This is a genomic window from Bacillus sp. ISL-41 (genome assembly GCF_018613235.1).
In the GTDB taxonomy this organism is placed as follows: Bacteria; Bacillota; Bacilli; order Bacillales; family Cytobacillaceae; genus Mesobacillus.
Genome location: NZ_JAGGQP010000045.1, coordinates 1 through 20,137, shown reverse-complemented (window position 1 = coordinate 20,137; position 20,137 = coordinate 1). Strand labels below are relative to the sequence as shown.

The 20,137-nt window shown below is 44.5% G+C and carries 17 protein-coding genes; 16 read left to right on the top strand and 1 reads right to left on the bottom strand.

Annotated elements, in window-relative coordinates:
- Window positions 1-136 precede the first annotated feature (136 nt).
- The 9 genes from J7I80_RS21075 (at window position 137) to J7I80_RS21035 (ending at window position 10,281) form a co-directional block, all read left to right on the top strand.
- On the top strand, window positions 137-691 hold the full coding sequence (locus J7I80_RS21075; protein ID WP_483297718.1) for a cysteine hydrolase family protein: 555 nt from the start codon (window positions 137-139) through the stop codon (window positions 689-691).
- Window positions 692-791: 100 nt separating this feature from the next.
- Window positions 792-2,270, top strand: coding sequence for a nicotinate phosphoribosyltransferase (locus tag J7I80_RS21070; RefSeq protein WP_214741084.1), 1,479 nt, complete (start codon window positions 792-794; stop codon window positions 2,268-2,270).
- A 156-nt stretch (window positions 2,271-2,426) separates the two neighbouring features.
- Window positions 2,427-2,927, top strand: a complete 501-nt coding sequence (locus J7I80_RS21065; protein ID WP_214741082.1) for an RNA polymerase sigma factor — start codon at window positions 2,427-2,429, stop codon at window positions 2,925-2,927.
- The gene (locus J7I80_RS21060; protein ID WP_214741080.1) at window positions 2,914-3,894 is read left to right on the top strand and encodes an anti sigma factor C-terminal domain-containing protein; all 981 of its coding nucleotides are present in this window, start codon (window positions 2,914-2,916) and stop codon (window positions 3,892-3,894) included. The genes J7I80_RS21065 and J7I80_RS21060 overlap by 14 nt, the downstream gene beginning before the upstream one ends.
- An 82-nt stretch (window positions 3,895-3,976) precedes the next feature.
- Window positions 3,977-5,050 carry an ATP-binding protein gene (locus J7I80_RS23695; RefSeq protein ID WP_214741078.1) on the top strand — a complete coding sequence of 358 codons (1,074 nt, stop codon included), beginning with the start codon at window positions 3,977-3,979 and terminating at the stop codon, window positions 5,048-5,050.
- Between the two features lie 123 nt (window positions 5,051-5,173).
- Entirely contained in the window at window positions 5,174-7,306 is a 2,133-nt protein-coding gene (gene recQ, locus J7I80_RS21050) for a DNA helicase RecQ (RefSeq protein WP_214741076.1), read from the top strand.
- Between the two features lie 555 nt (window positions 7,307-7,861).
- Window positions 7,862-8,815: an ABC transporter permease subunit gene (locus J7I80_RS21045; protein WP_214741074.1), complete on the top strand. Its 954-nt coding sequence runs from the start codon at window positions 7,862-7,864 to the stop codon at window positions 8,813-8,815.
- Complete coding sequence (locus tag J7I80_RS21040; protein WP_214741072.1) at window positions 8,808-9,698, top strand: ABC transporter permease subunit; 891 nt, start codon at window positions 8,808-8,810, stop codon at window positions 9,696-9,698. Before J7I80_RS21045 ends, J7I80_RS21040 begins: the two co-directional genes overlap by 8 nt.
- A 133-nt stretch (window positions 9,699-9,831) precedes the next feature.
- The gene (locus tag J7I80_RS21035) at window positions 9,832-10,281 is read left to right on the top strand and encodes a BsuPI-related putative proteinase inhibitor (RefSeq protein WP_214741070.1); all 450 of its coding nucleotides are present in this window, start codon (window positions 9,832-9,834) and stop codon (window positions 10,279-10,281) included.
- Window positions 10,282-10,323: 42 nt separating this feature from the next.
- On the opposite strand, the gene J7I80_RS21030 is transcribed toward J7I80_RS21035, so the two are convergent.
- On the bottom strand, window positions 10,324-10,599 hold the full coding sequence (locus tag J7I80_RS21030) for a hypothetical protein (protein ID WP_214741068.1): 276 nt from the start codon (window positions 10,597-10,599) through the stop codon (window positions 10,324-10,326).
- A gap of 191 nt (window positions 10,600-10,790) precedes the next feature.
- Here J7I80_RS21030 and J7I80_RS21025 point away from each other — a divergent pair, with 191 nt between their 5' ends.
- The 7 genes from J7I80_RS21025 to J7I80_RS20995 all read left to right on the top strand — a co-directional run.
- On the top strand, window positions 10,791-11,162 hold the full coding sequence (locus J7I80_RS21025) for a hypothetical protein (RefSeq protein ID WP_214741066.1): 372 nt from the start codon (window positions 10,791-10,793) through the stop codon (window positions 11,160-11,162).
- A 135-nt stretch (window positions 11,163-11,297) separates the two neighbouring features.
- The gene (gene rlmD / locus J7I80_RS21020) at window positions 11,298-12,668 is read left to right on the top strand and encodes a 23S rRNA (uracil(1939)-C(5))-methyltransferase RlmD (RefSeq protein WP_214741064.1); all 1,371 of its coding nucleotides are present in this window, start codon (window positions 11,298-11,300) and stop codon (window positions 12,666-12,668) included.
- Window positions 12,669-12,959: 291 nt separating this feature from the next.
- On the top strand, window positions 12,960-13,496 hold the full coding sequence (locus tag J7I80_RS21015; protein WP_214741062.1) for an RNA polymerase sigma factor: 537 nt from the start codon (window positions 12,960-12,962) through the stop codon (window positions 13,494-13,496).
- Window positions 13,471-14,556, top strand: a complete 1,086-nt coding sequence (locus tag J7I80_RS21010; protein ID WP_214741060.1) for a DUF4030 domain-containing protein — start codon at window positions 13,471-13,473, stop codon at window positions 14,554-14,556. Before J7I80_RS21015 ends, J7I80_RS21010 begins: the two co-directional genes overlap by 26 nt.
- Before the next feature lie 391 nt (window positions 14,557-14,947).
- Complete coding sequence (gene mutM, locus J7I80_RS21005) at window positions 14,948-15,751, top strand: bifunctional DNA-formamidopyrimidine glycosylase/DNA-(apurinic or apyrimidinic site) lyase (protein WP_214741058.1); 804 nt, start codon at window positions 14,948-14,950, stop codon at window positions 15,749-15,751.
- A gap of 386 nt (window positions 15,752-16,137) precedes the next feature.
- Window positions 16,138-18,684 (top strand): CsxC family protein, encoded by a 2,547-nt coding sequence (locus J7I80_RS21000; RefSeq protein ID WP_214741056.1) that lies wholly within the window; start codon window positions 16,138-16,140, stop codon window positions 18,682-18,684.
- A gap of 383 nt (window positions 18,685-19,067) precedes the next feature.
- On the top strand, window positions 19,068-20,137 hold a 1,070-nt coding region (locus J7I80_RS20995), incomplete at its 3' end, for a CsxC family protein (protein ID WP_214741054.1).

Genomic DNA, 20,137 nt, shown 5'->3' with positions numbered 1-20,137 from the left:
CGATTTTGTTCTTCGGAAAAAACCATGAGGAAAGAGCAGAGATTTTGTCCGGTGTCCATTTTTCGATATGAAAAATTTGCCTGTAAATCATATTTGGAAGAAAATAAAAGATAATAAGATAAAAGGATGTGGATACATGATGGGGAAGAAGGCGTTGATCAATATCGACTATACATATGACTTTGTTGCGGACGATGGGCGGCTGACCTGCGGAGAGCCGGGGCAGGCGATTGAAGAGAAGCTTGTCGGCGTGACGAAGGATTTCATCGGAAATGGTGACTATGTTGTATTCGCAATTGATGTCCATGATGAAGGCGATGAGTTCCATCCGGAGACAAAGCTGTATCCGCCGCACAATATCCGCGGTACGAAGGGCAGGGATTTGTACGGCAGCCTTCAGGCGGTTTATGAGGAAAATAAGCATCTCGACAATGTGCACTATATTGACAAGACCAGATATTCAGCGTTCGCGGGCACAAACCTGGAGATCAAGCTGCGCGAGCGGGGAATCACTGAAGTGCATCTAGTCGGCGTCTGCACGGATATATGTGTCCTTCACACGGCAGTTGACGCTTATAACAAGGGATTTAAGGTTATTGTTTATAGAGATGCTGTTGCATCCTTTGACCAAATCGGCCATGAGTGGTCGCTCCGCCATTTCGAGAGCTCGATTGGAGCCGAGGTCAAGTAATGCGCAACGAAGTTAAATTGCTCGATTGAAGCCAGGGCAGGTAATGCCGACCGGCGTTAAATAGCTCTCTATTGATGGCAGTAAATTTGGAGGTTTTTTAATGAGTACTAAATTCAATGACGACAGCTTGATGCTGCATACGGACTTATACCAATTAAATATGATGGAAACGTACTGGCGAGATGGCGTGCATAATCGCCGTGCGGTGTTTGATTTATTTTTCCGGAAGCTTCCTTTTGGCAATGGCTATGCCGTTTTTGCCGGGCTAGAAAAAATCATCAGCTACATAGAGAACTTTGGCTTTACGGAAGATGATATTCAATATTTAAGAGAAGAAGGGAAGTTCGATGAGGATTTTCTTGCCTTTTTAAAAGATTTGCGTTTTACCGGATGTATCCGCGCGATGCAGGAGGGTGAAATTGTTTTTGCCAATGAGCCTCTTGTCAGGGTCGATGCACCACTGGTTCAAGCGCAATTGATTGAAACAGCGCTGCTTAATATTGTGAACTACCAGACATTGATTGCGACAAAGGCATCAAGAATCAAGCAGGTTGTAAAGAATGAGATCGCGATGGAGTTCGGCAGCCGCCGAGCGCATGAAATGGATGCGGCACTCTGGGGCACGCGCGCTGCGTATGTTGGAGGCTTTGATTCCACAAGCAATGTGCGTGCAGGCAAGTTGTTTGGAATCCCAATTTCCGGAACGCATGCACACTCGATGGTGCAGGCGTACAGAGATGACTACACCGCTTTTAAAAAATACGCGGAGACGCACAGGGACTGCGTTTTCCTCGTCGATACGTATGATACGCTGAGATCCGGAGTGCCAAACGCAATAAAAGTCGCGAAGGAATTCGGCGATAAAATCAATTTCATCGGCATTCGTCTCGACAGCGGAGACCTTGCCTACCTTTCAAAGGAAGCTCGTAAAATGCTGGATGAAGCCGGATTTAAGGATGCGAAAATCGTTGCATCCAGCGACCTGGACGAGTATACAATCATGAACCTGAAAGCACAGGGTGCGAAAATCGATACTTGGGGAGTCGGCACGAAGCTGATTACTGCCTACGAACAGGCTGCCCTTGGTGCTGTTTATAAAATCGTCTCAGTCGAGCGGGGCGACGGAACGATGGAGGATACCATCAAGATTTCTTCCAATCCGGAAAAAGTAACGACGCCTGGCATTAAAAATGTATACAGGATCATCAACAAAGCCAATAATCGCTCTGAAGGGGACTACATTACGCTTGAGGATGAGAATCCACAGCAGGAAAAACGCTTGAAGATGTTCCACCCGGTCCATACCTTTATCAGCAAATTCGTCACCAATTTTGACGCGCGGGATCTGCACCACGATATCTTTAAGGAGGGCAAGCTTGTGTACACCCAGCCGAGCCTGGAAGAAGTCCGCAAGCATTCTAAATACTGCCTCGGCGTTCTATGGGAAGAATACACACGTATGCTCAATCCCGAGGAATATCCAGTCGACCTCAGCCAGAAATGCTGGGACAACAAAATGCGCAACATAGAAGAAGTGAAAGAAAAGGTCATGGAGATGACTGGAGAGAAGATGGAATAGTGGGGGCTGCTTTCCTTAGGGGGAAGCAGTCTTTTTTAATTGCATGGATTCTGAACCTAATCATAAGGTTCATTTTTTATTGGAAAATAAACAAAAACCTTGTCCGAATATGTTAACTTTTCAATAGGATAAACGTTATGTATGCGGGAGGTCGGTATGGGAGATGTAAATCAAGATCTTAATAATGAGTTGAACATTGTGTATCGGTACCTGCTGAAGCAGGGGATTGCCCATGTCGATGCAGAGGATATTGTTCAGGAAACCGCAAATAAATATCTGCTTTATAGTGATTCGATCCAGCCTGCAAAAACCCGCAGCTGGCTGATCCGAGTCGCCTTGAATTTTCATTATGACCAATGCCGGAAGCTTAGGCGCATTGAACTTAATTTGGAGAATGAACAGCACACATCCAATAGTGAAGAAGAGCCTGAAGCAGCCATATTAACAAAGGAAAACGCAAGTGAGCTTGGAGAATTGCTGGGCAAGTTAAAGCAGCAATACCAGGAGTTATTATTATTAAAATATCAGAGCGGACTTTCTTACCAGGAAATAGCGCAATTATTAGGCATGAGTGTAAGTTCCGTCAAAACTAATTTGTTCAGGGCCAGGCAGCGGTTAGCTAAGGTATTAAAGGAGGCAGCCTATGACAAAGAATAACAGAGAAAATAAACCACAGGATATTGACTTTATGAGCAGTCCTTCCATGCAGAGAGCAATAAGGAAATCGAGAATGAAGCAGACCATCAAGTACACAGTCATCGCGTTCCTTGCGTCCACGGTATTGTTGACTGTGGTATTTATAGGCAGTGATTATCTCATGAATAAAAAGCTGCGGGATAATAAGGATTTCATGCAGCGCATGGTGAAAGGTGCAAATATTACTGGAACAAACACTTATTATATTCATAATCTATTCAGCGTCTTAGGGGAAACAACATATTATAAGGAGATTGGCGGCCGGAAGATTGTCTGGGATAAAACAACAAAGAAAATCCCTCTATTTGGGCGGACCCAAACCATCCATCGCGGCAGCGGAATGGTTGCAACGGATGGCATGGACGAAGAAGCGAAAAGGACGGTCCGTTATAATGATTTTAATAATGAACGGAAGATTGATTTCTATTATCCAGGACTGACATATGACTTTTTACCAAAGGAGTTGGATCTTGCTGCAGGTTTGGATCAGAATATGCTTGTAGAAGTTGCCCTGTCTTTCAAGGAGCCGATGACATTAGATAAGCTGAGCAAGACTCTTGGGCATGAAAATGTCAATTGGTTATGGGTGGATACCACGACTGAATCACAAAGGGCAAAGATGAGTGATGAATTAGACTCTGACAGCTTAAAAGTAAAGGGCGGCGGCAATGCTTTTGGATTTGAAGTGACAGAAGCCTATCCATATTCAGCAGATTATGGCCCAGGGTATATAGACGAATTAGAACTAGCGAGCCAGTCAAACTCCTCTGCAAAACAAGCCTTGAAAGCGATCAAGTCCAATGCCAAAAATGGTGAACTTCTAATCAGCGGGGCGGTTGTTACGGGGACCCCGGAAGAATTGAAGCGATTCAGGAAGCTTGATTTTATCAGGGCATCGGTACTTGGAGTGACAATCGATAAATATTAATTCTAATTCGTTACTATTTAAAGGATTTCCCCAAGTGACAAAGAATTATTAGGGAATGAATCTTTTCTAAGGGTGTTGCCGTGTGAATGACCAGTGTACCGCAGTAGATTATGAGCAGTTCATACCCAGGGAGACAGGCTTTATATTCAAGTTCATCAAAAAAGACAACCGATTCATCCATACTTTTATTGAAGGCAAGCTTATAGAAAAGGTCGGTCTTTGTCCTGATGTAGTCATCGGAAGGTCTTTGACGGGATTTTTGCCGCCTGACCAGGCAAAACGCAAAGAGAGTATTTACGAAAAGGCGTGGAGTGGTGAGCAGGTTAACTATGAGGGGAATATAGGCGGAATCCATTATTTGGCGGTTCTGAATCCAATTCGCATAAATGGAGAGACGGTTGAGGTCATTGGGACAGCGATAGATATAACCCACGAAAAAACGAGGGAGAAGCAGGTCCAGCAAATGGAGAAGCTTTCTGTAGTTGGAGAACTTGCCGCAGGGATCGCGCATGAAATCAGGAATCCTCTCACCTCGCTAAAAGGTTTTGCTAAAATCGTCAAAGAAAGCGTTACGGATCAAAAGTTAATCCCTTATCTAGATATCATGCTCGATGAAATGGACCGAATCAATCAAATCGTCAATGAGTTTATGTTCATTGCCAAACCGAATGAGAATGTTCATTTTCAATTTATGAATTTTAGTAAGCTGGTTACCGATTGCATTCACTTCATGGAACCTCAGGCCAACCTTAAAAGTATAAAAATCGAGTTTGATGTAAAAATGGAAATTATTGTAGATTGTGACCGGAACCAGATGAAGCAGGTGCTGATTAACCTTCTCCAGAATGCGATTGAGGCGACAGAGGACAATGGCCATTTTATCAGCGTAAGCCTTGATGAAGCGGGTGCGGAATCGGTCATGATCACCATTCGTGACAAGGGCTGCGGAATACCAGAACCTCGGTTGAAGCGCCTGTTTGAACCTTTTTATTCAACGAAGGAAAAGGGTACAGGATTAGGTTTGCTCACCTGCAAACGGATTATCGACCTTCACCAAGGCAGCATTGATATTGAAAGCCAGCCTGGAGAGGGCACAACCATACGGATCGTTTTGCCTCGGAATAAAAATACTGTTACATTGTTGATCGCAGAATAGCTAGCGCCATGCTTCTTTTGGAAGCATGGCATTTTTGCTGTCGCTCTGCCAGGCTTATCTGTTAAAATGATAGAGCAACCCTCTATTATCCCCATATTTTCTCACTGAAAGGAGCCACCTCTTATGCTGCAAAAAGCCCATGAATTATTGCAAAATCATTTTGGTTATTCCTCATTTCGATTGGGGCAGGAACAGGCTATTTCATCTGTGCTTGAAGGAAAAAACGCGGTCTGCGTCATGCCGACTGGAGGCGGTAAATCGATCGTCTATCAAATCCCGGCGCTCGTGCTGCCTGGGACAACCATCGTCATTTCTCCGCTGATCTCCCTGATGAAGGACCAGGTCGATACGCTCACCCAGCTTGGTATTCCGGCAACATATATCAATAGCTCCTTGTCTGCGGGTGAAGCTGCCGCTCGAATGGATGACGCCAGGAACGGAAAGTACAAGCTATTGTACATCGCGCCCGAACGGCTGGGTTCCTGGGAATTCATCGATGACCTGCAGGACATGGAAATACCGCTGATCGCCGTCGATGAAGCACACTGTATTTCGCAGTGGGGACATGATTTCCGGCCTAGTTATCTGCAGATTTCAGGTCTGGCCGATCGTCTGCCCAGAAAGCCAATTGTCCTCGCCTTGACGGCAACAGCAACTCCGAAAGTACGGGAAGACATTTGCGCTTCGTTAAAAATAAACCCTGAGAATACGATCATTACAGGGTTTGAGCGCAGCAATCTCAGTTTTTCTGTGGTAAAAGGACAGGATCGCCAGGCGTATTTAAGAGATTTTATTAAAAAGAATGAAAAGGAAGCTGGCATCATTTATGCGGCGACAAGGAAAATCGTCGATCAGCTTTATGAATGGCTGCAGAAGGAAGGTTTCCGTGCCGCCCGCTACCATGCAGGTATGAATGATGAAGACCGGAACACCGAACAGGAACGTTTTTTACAGGATGAAGCGACTGTGATGGTTGCGACATCGGCATTCGGAATGGGCATCGATAAAAGCAATATCAGATACGTCCTTCACTTCCAGCTGCCGAAGAATATGGAGAGCTATTATCAGGAAGCTGGCCGTGCCGGTCGTGACGGCCTGGACAGTGAATGTACCGTGCTTTATTCGTCGCAGGATGTCCAGGTTCAGCGCTTTTTGATTGACCAGTCCGCCGATCGCGAACGAATAGGGCCTGAGCTGGAAAAATTGCAGCAGATGGTCGGATACTGCCATACCGAGGAATGTTTGCAATCTTATATCTTGCATTACTTTGGCGAGACAGAGACAGAGCCCTGCGGACGCTGCGGCAATTGTACCGATGCTCGTGAAACAGAAGATGTCACCAAGGACGCACAAATGGTACTCTCTTGTATCATCCGAATGGGACAGAAATACGGGAAGGCGATGACGGCTAATGTTTTGACCGGCTCCAGGAATAAAAAAGTCCTTGAGTTCCGCCTTGATAAATTGCCGACTTACGGACTGATGAAGGATCGGAATGCCAAGCAGGTCAATGACCTGATTGAGTTCTTGATTTCCCAGGAGCTGATTGGCGTCGAGCATGGCACCTACCCGACGATTTATGTGCCGGAGAAAGGGAAGGACGTTTTGCTCGGCAAGACAAAGGTTTTCAGGAAGGAAGCCGTCAAGGTTAAGCAGGTTTCAAACGATGATCCGTTGTTTGAAGAGCTGCGTGAATTGCGTAGGGAGGTTGCAGCTGCGGAAAAGGTGCCGCCGTTTATGATTTTCTCCGATTCCTCATTGAAGGATATGTGCCTGAAGCTGCCGCTGACGGATGCGGAGTTTCTCAATGTGGCAGGTGTCGGGGAACACAAGCTGCAGAAATATGGTGCTCCATTCATACAGCGGATTATCGAGTTCTGCGAGGAGCATCCTGAACGTCAGCCAGTGATGAATGCCGTTGCGGAACCAGTGAGGAAACCGGCGAAAAAAGCCGTCGGGGATTCCCATCTTGAAACCTACAAGCTGCATCAGGAGAAACTGTCCGTTGCTGAGATTGCTTCGAGGCGCGAGCTGGTCGAAAGCACGGTCGAAAATCACCTGACCCAGTGCATCCAGCAGGGAATGGAAGTTGATTATGAGTTGCTGATTCCACCTGAACATATTGAAGACCTCGAGCGAGCCGTTGAAGAAGCCGGCCGCGACAGGCTAAAGCCAATCAAAGAACTACTGCCGGATGAGGTTAGTTATTTTATGATCAAAGCATTTCTGTATATGTCTAAGAAAAAGGTACATTAAGAAGAGACGAAGCCCGCGGGCTTCGTCTTTTTAATCTTCAAAGTACCCGTAAAAAGGCACTTTTCCAAATGATCGTCGTGATTAGTGCCCGTGAAAGAGGAAATCGTGAGAGCACGGTCACAAGAAGGGGAAACATGTGCCCGTGAAAGAAGAAAACGTGGAAGCACGGTCACAAGAAGGGGAAACATGTGCCCGTGAAAGAAGAAAACGTAAGAGCTCGGTCATAAGAAGGGGAAACATGTGCCCGTGAAAGAAGAAAACGTGGGAGCACGGTCACAAGAAGGGGAAACATGTGCCCGTGAAAGAAGAAAACGTAAGAGCTCGGTCATAAGAAGGGGAAACATGTCCAATTTATCGTCACGTAACCCTCTTTATTTGCCATACTCTGGCTAGAGTAAAATTGAATATCTAAAAAAATACTTTTCTGAAAAATTAAAAATGGTAAAATATAACTAGTGTCACAAAAGCTAGAATTTGAGATTAGGAGAAAAGTAGTTTGTTGTTGAATCTTTGCAGCTTACTAGTTCAATAAAATACAGTCCATCAGGAGGCTTCATGGTTTATTTTAAAAGGGCAATCGAGCAGTTTGTGTTATGGATCGTCTGCGTATTTTTGTTTATTGGGATATTGTTTTTGCCGGCTAAGACGGATTTTGAGACAGGACAGGGCGGACAGTTCAAATCGGCGAGCTATGATTATGAATTGGACACGCATATTGAAAATATCAAAGGTTTCTTTGCTTATATAAAGGAAAACCCTGACCTCGGGGAGTTTGTTCCTGGCCAGTCGTATGCGAATCGGATTGCGGGCAAGGCGTGGAAGAGCTTGCTTTTAATTGTTCCTACCCTGATTTTGGCTTATATTTTAGGCGTCTTGAAAGGAATCTTTGATTTCAGGATGCAAAAAAGAAAGCTGAATTTTCTTGGCAATGGGACCACATGGCTGTTCATTTCGATGCCGGATCTCTTTTTCATCATCATTATCCAGATTGGCTTGATGTTTTTACATGAAAAAGGTTTGTTTTTCCATGTAACGTTATATGGAAGCGAAAAGCTCGAAACCTATGTGGTTGGGATTATATTTTTGATGATTTATCCTGTTTTCTATCTTGCTAATATCACCAATGTGAGTCTGCAGGAGCAGGCGGGAAATGATTACATCCGGACCGCGAAGTCAAAAGGGACTCCCGGTTTCAAAATATTGTTCCTGCATATCTTGAAAAATTCGTTTCCGAGAATTCTGGCGCATGGAAATACAATCACACTATATGTATTATCGAACCTGTTTATCGTTGAAAAATTGATGGATTTCCAGGGAGCAGCGGACGGCCTGTTTGACGCGGTGCTGAGGGGCACAGGCTTCAGGATTGGGCTGGAAATCATGGTGGACGGTATTTCGGCAGTCGGTTATACGGTCTTTTTTGCCTCAATCATTTTAGTTTCGAATCTGGTCACACAGATTTTTAAAAGTCTAGTCACCCCGGCTTCACAGGAGATGAATCATGAATAAATCATTAGTATTTGGCCTGACGATCTTGTCTTTTCTGTTGATTATTGTCCTTATAGCACCATACCTTCCGTTCGTAGACACCTCATTAAAAGAAACCGTGATGAGGCAAAAAGAAGGCGGAGGATTCGAGCTTCCACCGTTCGCGCCGTCTGCGGATTTCCCAATCGGCTCTGATGCGAATGGCAAAGATCTATTGAGCAGGGTACTTTTGGGTACGAAAGAAACGCTGTTAACGATACTCGCAATTGTCCTGATTCGTTATCTGATTGCGATTCCGCTGGCGATGGCAAGTTTTTATATAAAACTTTTCCATCGTATACTGATCATGTGGAATCGATTGTTCTCGTTTATGCCGCCGATTTTCTTTGTGATTTTGATTATCGGCACACCATTCGTTACTTTTTCGAGTGACCGGTTTCTATGGATTCTGCTCGTGCTCGCTTTAATTGAAGCAGGCAGGGTTGCCGATATTTTTTACCAGGGAATGGTCGATATCTCGAAGAAACCTTATGTAGAGGCCGGAATTGTCTCAGGCTCATCGGCTTTGACCATGTTAAAAAATTATTACTGGCCGCCGCTAAGGCCGTTTTTCATCGTCCAGTTTTTCTCCGACCTGGGGAGAACCCTTTTTCTCATCGGCCAGCTGGGAATCGTGGAAATCTTCTTGAGCGTTGAATTCGTTTCCCAGCTCGGTGGAGGATATCAGGCGATGAATGCATCTAATGCCTGGCCAACCTACTTCGCGAAGATTACCCACCACATCTGGTCGCATCCGTGGCTGCCGATTACTGGTACCGTGGCTATTGGGATTACGATATTAGCTTTCTCGATGACCAGCAGCGGACTGCAGCAATATTTTGATAAAAAATATAAAAGAGCCTAAATGAAGGGGGAGGTGTAACAGGCACCTCCCCTTAGGTTTGAAAATGGGTGATTTAGTTTATCTATTTATGTAACCTTTTGAACGGTTCTCCTGACAAATAGATAAAGAGTTTATTCAACAGGAGGTTCGGAAGATGAAAAAGTTATGGATGATATTGCTGCTTGGGCTGCTGATCACTGGTTGTGGAACGGGAAACCAGGTTTTGAATAATGATGAGGATAAAGGAGGTGCCGGAATCGTGGCAGGAGAAATGGCTGCAAGTTTGACAGAGGAAAGCCCGTTGATTTTCCAATATGAAGTGAAGAATCAGACGGAGGAAGAAGTGACTCTAGAGTTTACGAGTTCACAAAGATACGATTATTCGGTAAAAACAAAGGATGGCAAAGAGGTATTTTTGTTCTCAAGTGTTGCGGCCTTTTTACAGGTACTGGGGGAAGAGAAGTTGAAGCAGGGTGACTCGCTGACATATGAATTGAATCTACATGAATTGTCACTTGAAAAAGGCGAATATATCCTCACTGCGTGGATGACTCCTAAAAACGGAAAGAAATACGAAGTGACGAAGGAATTCACTGTACAGTAAAAATGATGTTCAGAAAGCGGATGGATGTTCCTCCGCTTTTTTTTATCTCAGAAACTCAAATAAGGCAATGACAATCGAAATCGTACTGATTCCTGTTCCGACAATCCATTTGATTAATTGTACCTGGCTTTTGCTTAAGCTTTTTTCCATATCCGGGGTTGTGACAAAGTCTTTTTCGTTTAAGATTTGATTCATTAAAGTTCGTACATCATTGTTGTCCAGCTGGTTCTGGATTGTTTCCTGGAAGTTTTCCTGCAGACTTTCCAATTCCTCGATTTTCATCTCTAGTTCTTTTATTTTAAGTTCGGTTTCCTTCATGCTCATCACCCCCCTTTAACAAATATCCTATTCATTTATTGGAATGAAGAGATGGTAGTTTACCTAAACCCAACGTAAATGGCTGCCCAATTTCACCTAGAGTAGGCAGGTTACCCAAACCATTTGCCCAATTCTTACATAGGGTGTTAGAGGGACATAATAAACACACTTATTGAGAGGGGACAAATTACATGTATATGTATTCACATAATATGCCTTATTATCATGATTCCAGATCATATGAAACTGGCGCCGCCGGAACTCTGGCTGCCGGTTTATTAGGTGCTGGGATAGGTTATCTGGGAGGACAATTGCTTAATGGTCCTGGGTATGGATATCCAGGAGGAGCCGGTTTTGGAGGGTACGGCTACCCGGGAGGACCGGGATATGGAGGTTACGGGTTCCAGGGTGGCCCGGGATATGGCTACCAGGGAGGTCCTGGGTATGGATTTCAGGGCTCTCCAGGTTACGGAGCTTATGGTTACCAGGGAACACCGGGCATTGGCGGCTATGGATACCAGTCGACACCGTGGTCCGGAGGGTATCGACCACAGGGTTGGTAATATTTTTCGAAAAAGAAGCAAAACGGCTCGGTCGTTTTGCTTCTGTATTTTGAAAACAGGTGGATGCGTTTCGCAATCCCTCATTCAATATGATAAAATCTGACTTAGCTAATTCACAGCAAAGGAATTGAAATGATGAGTAAAACAATCCCGGTTAAAAAGAACGATTTTATAGATGTAGAGTTTGAGGATTTGACGCATGACGGAGCGGGTGTGGCCAAGATTGATGGCTATCCGATTTTTGTCCAGGGGGGACTTCCTGGCGAAAAAGCAAACATCAAAGTGACTAAAGTGAATAAAGGCTATGGCTTTGGCCGCCTGATGGATATCCTTGAAAGAAGCACTTTCCGTGTTGAGTGTCCTGCAGAGGATGCCCATAAATACGGTGGCTGCCAGCTGCAGCATATCAGCTATGAGGGGCAGCTGAAGTATAAGGAAAACCAGGTGAAGCAAGTGCTGACACGGATCGGCAAGCTTGAGGATGTTGTGGTTCACCCGATTTTGGGAATGGACAACCCCTGGCATTACCGGAACAAAGCACAGGTGCCAGTTGGCGAGAAGGACGGAAAGCTGATCGCTGGCTTTTTCAAGCCGCGCAGCCATGAAATCGTCGATACAGACGAGAGCCTGCTGCATATTCCTGAAATCAACGAGGCAATCAAGACGGTAAAAGAAATCGCCAGCGAGCTTGGAATTCAGCCATATAATGAGGAAAAACATAAAGGTGTGCTTCGCCACATCATGGCCCGTTACGGAAGACAAACCGGTGAGCTGATGGTTGTGATTGTGACCAGGACAAATGAGATTCCTCAGCAAAAGAAGCTGGTGAATGAAATCGTCACAAGGCTTCCTAAGGTAAAATCAATTGTCCATAACATTAACTCGAAGAAAACGAATGTCATCATGGGAGACAAAACGGAGGTCCTCTGGGGAAGTGAGGTCATCTATGACTATATCGGCGACATCAAGTTTGCGATTTCCGCGCGTTCGTTCTATCAGGTGAACCCTGAACAGACAAAAATTCTGTACAACAAAGCGCTTGAATACGCTGAACTTACAGGCGAAGAGTCTGTGATTGACGCATACTGCGGCATCGGGACGATCTCGTTATTTTTAGCGCAAAGAGCAAAGAAGGTATTCGGCGTCGAAATCGTCCCTGAAGCCATCGAAGACGCAAAACGAAACGCCGAGTTAAATGAGATTACAAATGCGGAATTTGCAGTTGGTGAAGCCGAAATAGTCATCCCTGAATGGTATGAAGAAGGCAACAGCGCAGACGTATTGGTTGTGGACCCACCGCGCAAAGGCTGCGACGAGGCGCTACTGCAGACCATTATCTACATGAAACCGAAAAAGGTAGTATATGTGTCGTGCAACCCGGCTACATTGGCGAGGGACCTCCGAATTCTAGAGGACGGCGGATACAAGACAGTTGAAGTACAGCCAGTTGACATGTTTCCGCAGACGACGCACTGCGAAGCGGTTGCGAAGATTGTATTAGCATAAATTCGAGAGCCTTATCCTTTAGCGGATAAGGCTTTTTTAACAGCTCGAAATATCACACTTGAAGTGATATTTCGAATCTCGGATTGAGACGGAAGAACCCATATGTCTTTTTACCACATAAAGTTGGAAGGTAGACATAATTATAGATTCCTCAACAAAAATGAGACTTTGAAAAACTGATCATGATATTTTTTATTTGAATCCCTCATTTAAAAAAGTTTTAAAAAACACAACTTTTGTTTAGCTATTACGTCTAAGCATTGAACATTCAAGAAAAGGAGGGGTGGAAATTTGTTAGAGCACAGAAAAGAAGAAATTGCAGATTGGTATGACCAGCATAGTAAATCCATATTAAGTTTTATCTTATTGATGGTTAAGGATTATCAACAAGCGGAAGATTTAACTCACGATACCTTTGTAAAAGCGTACTTATATTATGATTCATTTAAACATCATTCCAGTGAAAAAACATGGCTCTTTAGTATTGCCCACAATCTTACAGTTGATTTTTTAAGGAAGCGTAAACCAGCTATGTTTCTTAAAGAAATGTTTCATTTGCAAAAAGATAATTTTCCGTTGCCAGAGGAAATAATTCGGATAAAAGAGGAATCAGATGAACTTTATACGGCATTGGGAGAACTAAAAGATACATATAGAAAGGTAATCATTTTAAGGAAAATTAAGGGCTTTTCTATAGAGGATACATCAAAGATAGTAGGGTGGTCTGAGAGTAAAGTCAAATCAACACTTTTTAGAGCCATCCCTGCATTGAAAAAACAAATATTAAAGGAGGGATATACAAGTGAGGAAGCAATACGAAGATATTGAATTCGATAATCCCTTAAAAAAGCTAGATTCCCATTTTATTTGGGAGACAAAACAAAAACAAGAATTAAAAAACCGAATCCTAACTGATATTGAAAAATTTGAATTCAATGAGCAAAACAAGAACCTTGGCTTTTCAAATCGCTATAAAAAAGGAAGTGTGATTCGGAAATTAACGTATTCGGGTATTGCTTTGCTATTACTATTTAGTTTATTTATTGGCTCAGCTTATATTTCTCCTGCAATGGCAGAGGTTGTATCCAAAATCCCTTATCTAAGTAAAATCTTTCATTCAGAACCAATAAACCATACTATATGGAAGGAATTAATACAAAAAGATTATAAAATAGTTGGAGTAGGTGGAAATGGCAGCCATATTTTCATATCTATAGATGGCTCAGAACAATATTTTCAAGATGTTCATGAAGAAGTGAAAGAAATCGCTGCCGATATATTAAAAGCAAATGACTATGATAGCTATAAAATAAAAGTAGAGAGACAAATTGATCGACCAGTTCCACCGCTTCCTGAGCGTGATCAGGCAATCAGCGAAGCATTGAAAGAAAGTTATGACCATTTGATTAAATCGCAATTTATTATTCTTTCTCACGGCTATCAATATACTGCTCCTAACTCTGATAAAGTGATTATCAACATAGATATTCCTAACAATGAGAAAAGGACAGAGGAAATAAAGAAAATTGTAAATGAGAGCCTAAAAGAAAAAAATATTGACTCCTACTCTATTAAGGTCAATAAAATTGACCTTGCCCAAAGAGAGAAAGAAGCTAAATGGAATGAAATATTTGACGCGATTTTTGAAGGATTAACGGCAAAAAAGGAGTATAATGTAACCGGGTTTGCGTACTCCTTCCACCCTGCGCCACTGCAAATCATTATAAAAACATCAATTAAGGCTTCTGATAAAGATGCAATTGAGAAGGTTCGTAAAATAGAAGAGACAATCAATGAATTCCTAAATTCTGAGGAAATTCAAAATCAGATTAATGGAGATCCTTATAAGATTATTATTAGGGGCAAGAATAAACAAAGATTAAATTAGGATACATTAATTATATAATTTTGTGAAGAATTTTAGAAAAAAGCCGAATTTACTTACGAGGTAAACGGCTTTTTTCTGTATAGGATGATTATGTAAATATAGTAGTGATAAAGCTCTTTAAAAGAAGTGAACTCACCAACACCCCATGTATTGCCACATGCACTCAACACATTGTGAAGCTGTTGCGAAAATTGTACTATCATAAATAGGAGAGCCTTATCCATCGATGGATAAGGCTCTTGTAGTTTCAGGAATTTATACTAATTGATAAAGGTACTTAGGATATCTGAACCGGTACCTTCCCCATGTCTCATGCTGAATGCCAGCGAATTATAATAATTCCCCAGTAGGAAATACTGTAAAAATAAATTGTAAAATGGGGGACGAAATTATGCCTGAATTGCCGGAGATGGAAACATATAAAACATTACTGGGGTCATTGATAGGTGGGCAAAGAATTTCACATGTTGAGATTGGTCGGGAAAAGTCCATTAATGTACCGGTTGACAGGTTTACGATGCAAGTATCAAATCAAGCCATAAAAACGATTACTAGAAGAGCTAAATATTTAATATTTCAATTACAGGATGGCAAATGTTTATTATTGCACCTGATGCTTGGCGGATGGATGTTTTTTGGCAAAGAGGAAGATAAACCAAACAGGACGATTCAAGTAAAGCTATCATTTGGGGACAAACATTTATACTTCATTGGACTGCGATTGGGCTACCTGCATCTTTTATCATCTGGAGAGATCCAGGAAGAGTTTAAAAAGTTGGGACCTGAAGTGCTTGATCCCGATTTTACATTGGATGCATTTCAAAATTTAATGCACAAAAGAAGAGGGACTATTAAAACAACATTAATCAATCAAGAAGTGCTAGCTGGAATAGGGAATGGGTATTCTGATGAAATACTCTGGCATGCAGAGATTCGCCCCGATAAAAAAATCAATGATCTTAACGATCAACAATTATCACGGCTATATCATTCGATACAGTTCATTCTTAAAAGGGGAATCGAACAAGGTGGTTATATGGAAAACCCCCTATATAAAGGAGATGAAAAAACAGGAGGGTATCAATTTTATGTTTATGACAGAGAAGGTGAGGCATGTTCCCGTTGCAAAGCTTCCATTATTAAAACGGAAATCTCTTCAAGGAAAACTCACTTTTGTCCCAATTGCCAGCAATAAAAGACAATACTGTAACATCTCAGGGTAGCTACATAAAGTTCTGCACATCGTTAAGCTATTTCAAGGATTGTACTTGCATAAACATGAAAGCCTTATCCCTTGTTGGATAAGGCTTTTTTGTACCCCAAGACATAAAACTGCTCACTCCGATTTGAAAAAGGACTTCAGGAGATGGAGTATTATTTTCAATCTAAGAGGATCCTTTATGAAAAAATTAAAATTAATTCAAAGTATATCCTTCCTCAATGTTTTCACTACGGTTTTATTCTAAGGCAGATGTGGATATTTCCTCGCGAACTTTGGCTTTTATATAAATAGTCCAACCCTCTGTAAAGAATTTCCCATAATATATTTTGTTCTCAATAAAAAATAAAGGAGTGAGATTATTGAGAGATAAAGAGAATCACAATAAGGATTTTTCAGCAAATATTAGCAATTGTTCAAACAGAAATGTAGAACCAGACGTGAATTTTGATGCGAGGATAAGCAAGGTACCTGTAGTTTTAGCTGAAATTGAAGTTAGTACCTCGGTTAAAGCTGACATTACTTTTCCGGAAGATGTCCTGGAAATCAAGGATATAAAAAAACGAGTAGTCCTTGTTCAATGTCGCCTCCTGGTGCCAACCAATCAGCTGTTCATTAAAGGATATGTAGAAAAAAATATCAGATACGCTGCTGCACCAAAGGGATGGAAGCAGAAGTCTATAGACTCAAATATCCGATCTCTTACCGTGAAAGCTCCTTTTGAGTGTGCCACTCCAATTAGGGAGTTCATAACTCGGCCAGTAGATGTTCGGTTTAACCAACGCAGGGAATTTGATTTCTTGATTACCGAACCTTTATCGGAAGGCTATCCGGAAAAAGATGAGCTGCTAACGAGCGACCTTTCGGAATATCATCAAGCCAGTACCCAACACTATAATGAACTTCCATACTGTGATTTGGTCTCCAGTAATATTGTAGAGTACGATGAAGCAACAGATAGGATGCCTTTACAAGAGGGAGCTATATTTGAAGGAACCTTTAGGAACATCGTGGAAAAGATGATCGTCAAGTTTACGATCAAGCTTCTTCAGAAACAACAAGTTCCAATAGGCGGAGGAGCGCCAGGACCGACTGGGCCGACTGGGCCAACTGGGCCAACGGGACCGACTGGTGCAATTGGGCCTATCGGCGAAACGGGAGCAACCGGGCCGACGGGAGTGACTGGACCGACAGGAGCAACCGGACCGACGGGAGCAACTGGAGCGACCGGACCAACCGGGCCAACCGGACCGACAGGCGTAACTGGAGCTATAGGACCAACGGGACCAACAGGACCGAATGGGCTGACTGGGCAGACAGGACTAACGGGATCAACAGGAGCAACCGGGCCGACGGGAGTGACTGGACCGACAGGAGCAACCGGACCAACCGGACCGACGGGAGCAACAGGAGCAACGGGAGCAACTGGAGCGACCGGACCAACCGGGCCAACAGGACCGACAGGCGTAACTGGAGCTATAGGACCAACGGGACCAACAGGACCGACTGGGCTGACTGGGCAGACAGGACTAACCGGAGCAACCGGGCCGACGGGAGTGACTGGACCGACAGGAGCAACCGGACCGACGGGAGCAACTGGAGCGACCGGACCAACCGGGCCAACAGGACCGACAGGCGTAACTGGAGCTATAGGACCAACGGGACCAACAGGACCGAATGGGCTGACTGGGCAGACAGGACTAACCGGAGCAACCGGGCCGACGGGAGTGACTGGACCGACAGGAGCAACCGGGCCAACAGGTGCAACCGGACCAACCGGAGCAACGGGAGCAATGGGGCCGACGGGAGCAACAGGAGCGACTGGACCAACAGGACCAACAGGAGCGACAGGAGCGACAGGACCGACTGGTTCAACAGGATTAACTGGAACAACGGGACCAACCGGACCAACAGGAGCAACCGGACCGACTGGCGCAACCGGACCAACCGGGCCAACCGGGCCAACAGGGCCAACGGGGCCGACGGGGCCAACCGGACCAACCGGGCCAACAGGGCCAACGGGGCCAACCGGACCAACCGGGCCAAACGGAGCAACGGGACCGACCGGACCAACCGGACCAACCGGAGCGACTGGGCCAACGGGACCAAGCGGACCGACGGGGCCAACAGGACCAACGGGATCAACAGGAGCAACCGGGCCGACGGGGCCAACAGGACCAACCGGGCCAAACGGAGCAACGGGGCCGACCGGACCAACAGGACCAACAGGAGCGACAGGGCCGACTGGCGCAACCGGCGTAACTGGACCAACAGGACCTACAGGAGCGACAGGACCGACTGGTGCAACAGGACCAACCGGGCCAACAGGGCCAACGGGGCCGACCGGGCCAACCGGGCCAACCGGACCAACAGGGCCAACGGGACCAACGGGACCAACCGGGCCGACTGGGCCAACCGGACCAACCGGGCCAAACGGAGCAACGGGACCAACAGGACCAACAGGACCAACAGGAGCGACAGGACCGACTGGCGCAACCGGACCAACAGGACCGGGCTCATCTTACTTTTTTATTCAGGCCTCAACTAATTTGCTTATAAACCCAGGAGCTTTTAATATCGTTTTACAACTTCCAGTAACTACAACAGTGCCTGGTCAGAGGGTAAGACTTGATTCCATGATTGAAACTTTTGTACTCACAGGTGGCTCTACTACCTATAACATCACATACCGCTTACAAAGAAATTCAATTGAGTTGGTACGTACAACCTTATTTCAAAATGGGTTAACGCCACCAGTACAAGCAATAGATTTTCCTAATATAACATGGACGGATATACCTCCTGCACCTGGACTCCAAGTGTATACTGTTGAGGTATTGGTTATTGCCCCAAACTCTGCTACTGTTTCGGATAGGTCATTAGATGCCATTGTATTTCCACCACTATAGGATGTCATTTTAAAATAAGGCTACTGGAAAGCATTTGTTGATAACCCCTTCGACACCTCATTGTATTTATCAATAACTGTGGAGTGTGTGTCTTAACTGCAAAGAAAGGCAACTTACCAATTGGGAGTTGTCTTTTTTGTACCTAGTAATGGATGAACAAATTCTAAGGTCGTTTTTCGGGTTCTGCGATATTACAAAATTCCAAGTTTTATAGTTAGTTTCTAAAGCTTGACCTCCTTCACAGCTCCTACCTCCATTTATCTTCTAAGGCAGATGTGGATTTTTCCCCGTGGATTCTGGCTTTTATACAAATAGTCCAATCCTCTTATTAGAAATATCCATAAGATATTGTGTTCTCAATAAAAAATAAGGGAGTGAGATTATTGAGAGAAAAAGAGAATCACAATAAGGATTTATCGGCGAATATTGGCAAGTGTTCAAACAGAAACGTAGTACCAGACGTAAACTTTGATGCAAGGATAAGCAAAGTACCTGTAGTCTTAGCTGAGATTGAAGTTAGTACCCCGGTTAAAGCAGACATTACCTTTCCGGAGGATGTACTTGAAATCAAGGATATAAAAAAACGGGTAGTCCTTGTTCAATGTCGTCTGCTGGTGCCAACCAATCAGCTATTCATTAAGGGATATGTAGAAAAAAATATCAGATACGCTGCTGCACCAACGGGATGGAAGTGGAAGTCTATAGACTCGGATATTCGATCTCTTACCGTGAAAGCTCCTTTTGAGTGTGTGACCCCAATCAGGGAGTTCATTACTCGTCCAGTAGATGTGCGATTTAACGAGCGAAGTGAATTTGATTTTTTGCTCAGCGAACCTTTACCGGAAGGCTATCCTGAAAAAGATGAACTACTAACGAGCGACCCTTCGCAATATCACCAAGCCAGTACACAACACTATAATGAACTTCCATACTGTGATTTGGTCTCCAGTAATATTGTAGAGTACGATGAAGCAACAGACAGGGTGCCTTTACAAGAGGGAGCAATATTTGAAGGAACCTTTAGGAACATCGTGGAAAAGATGATTGTCAAGTTTACGATCAAGCTTCTTCAGAAACAACAAGTTCCAATAGGTGGAGGAGCGCCGGGACCGACTGGGCCGACAGGACCAACCGGGCCAACAGGACCGACGGGGCCAGCAGGAGCAACTGGAGCCACAGGAGCAACCGGAGCGACAGGACCAACAGGACCAACGGGACCGACTGGGCCAACAGGACCAACAGGGCCAACCGGAGCAACCGGAGCAACCGGGGCGACAGGGCCAACAGGACCAACGGGACCGACTGGGCCAACAGGACCAACAGGGCAAACGGGACCAACCGGACCAACAGGACCAACAGGACCAACAGGGCCAACCGGACCAACAGGGCCGACGGGACCGACCGGGCCAACAGGGCCTACCGGAGCAACCGGAGCGACAGGACCAACAGGACC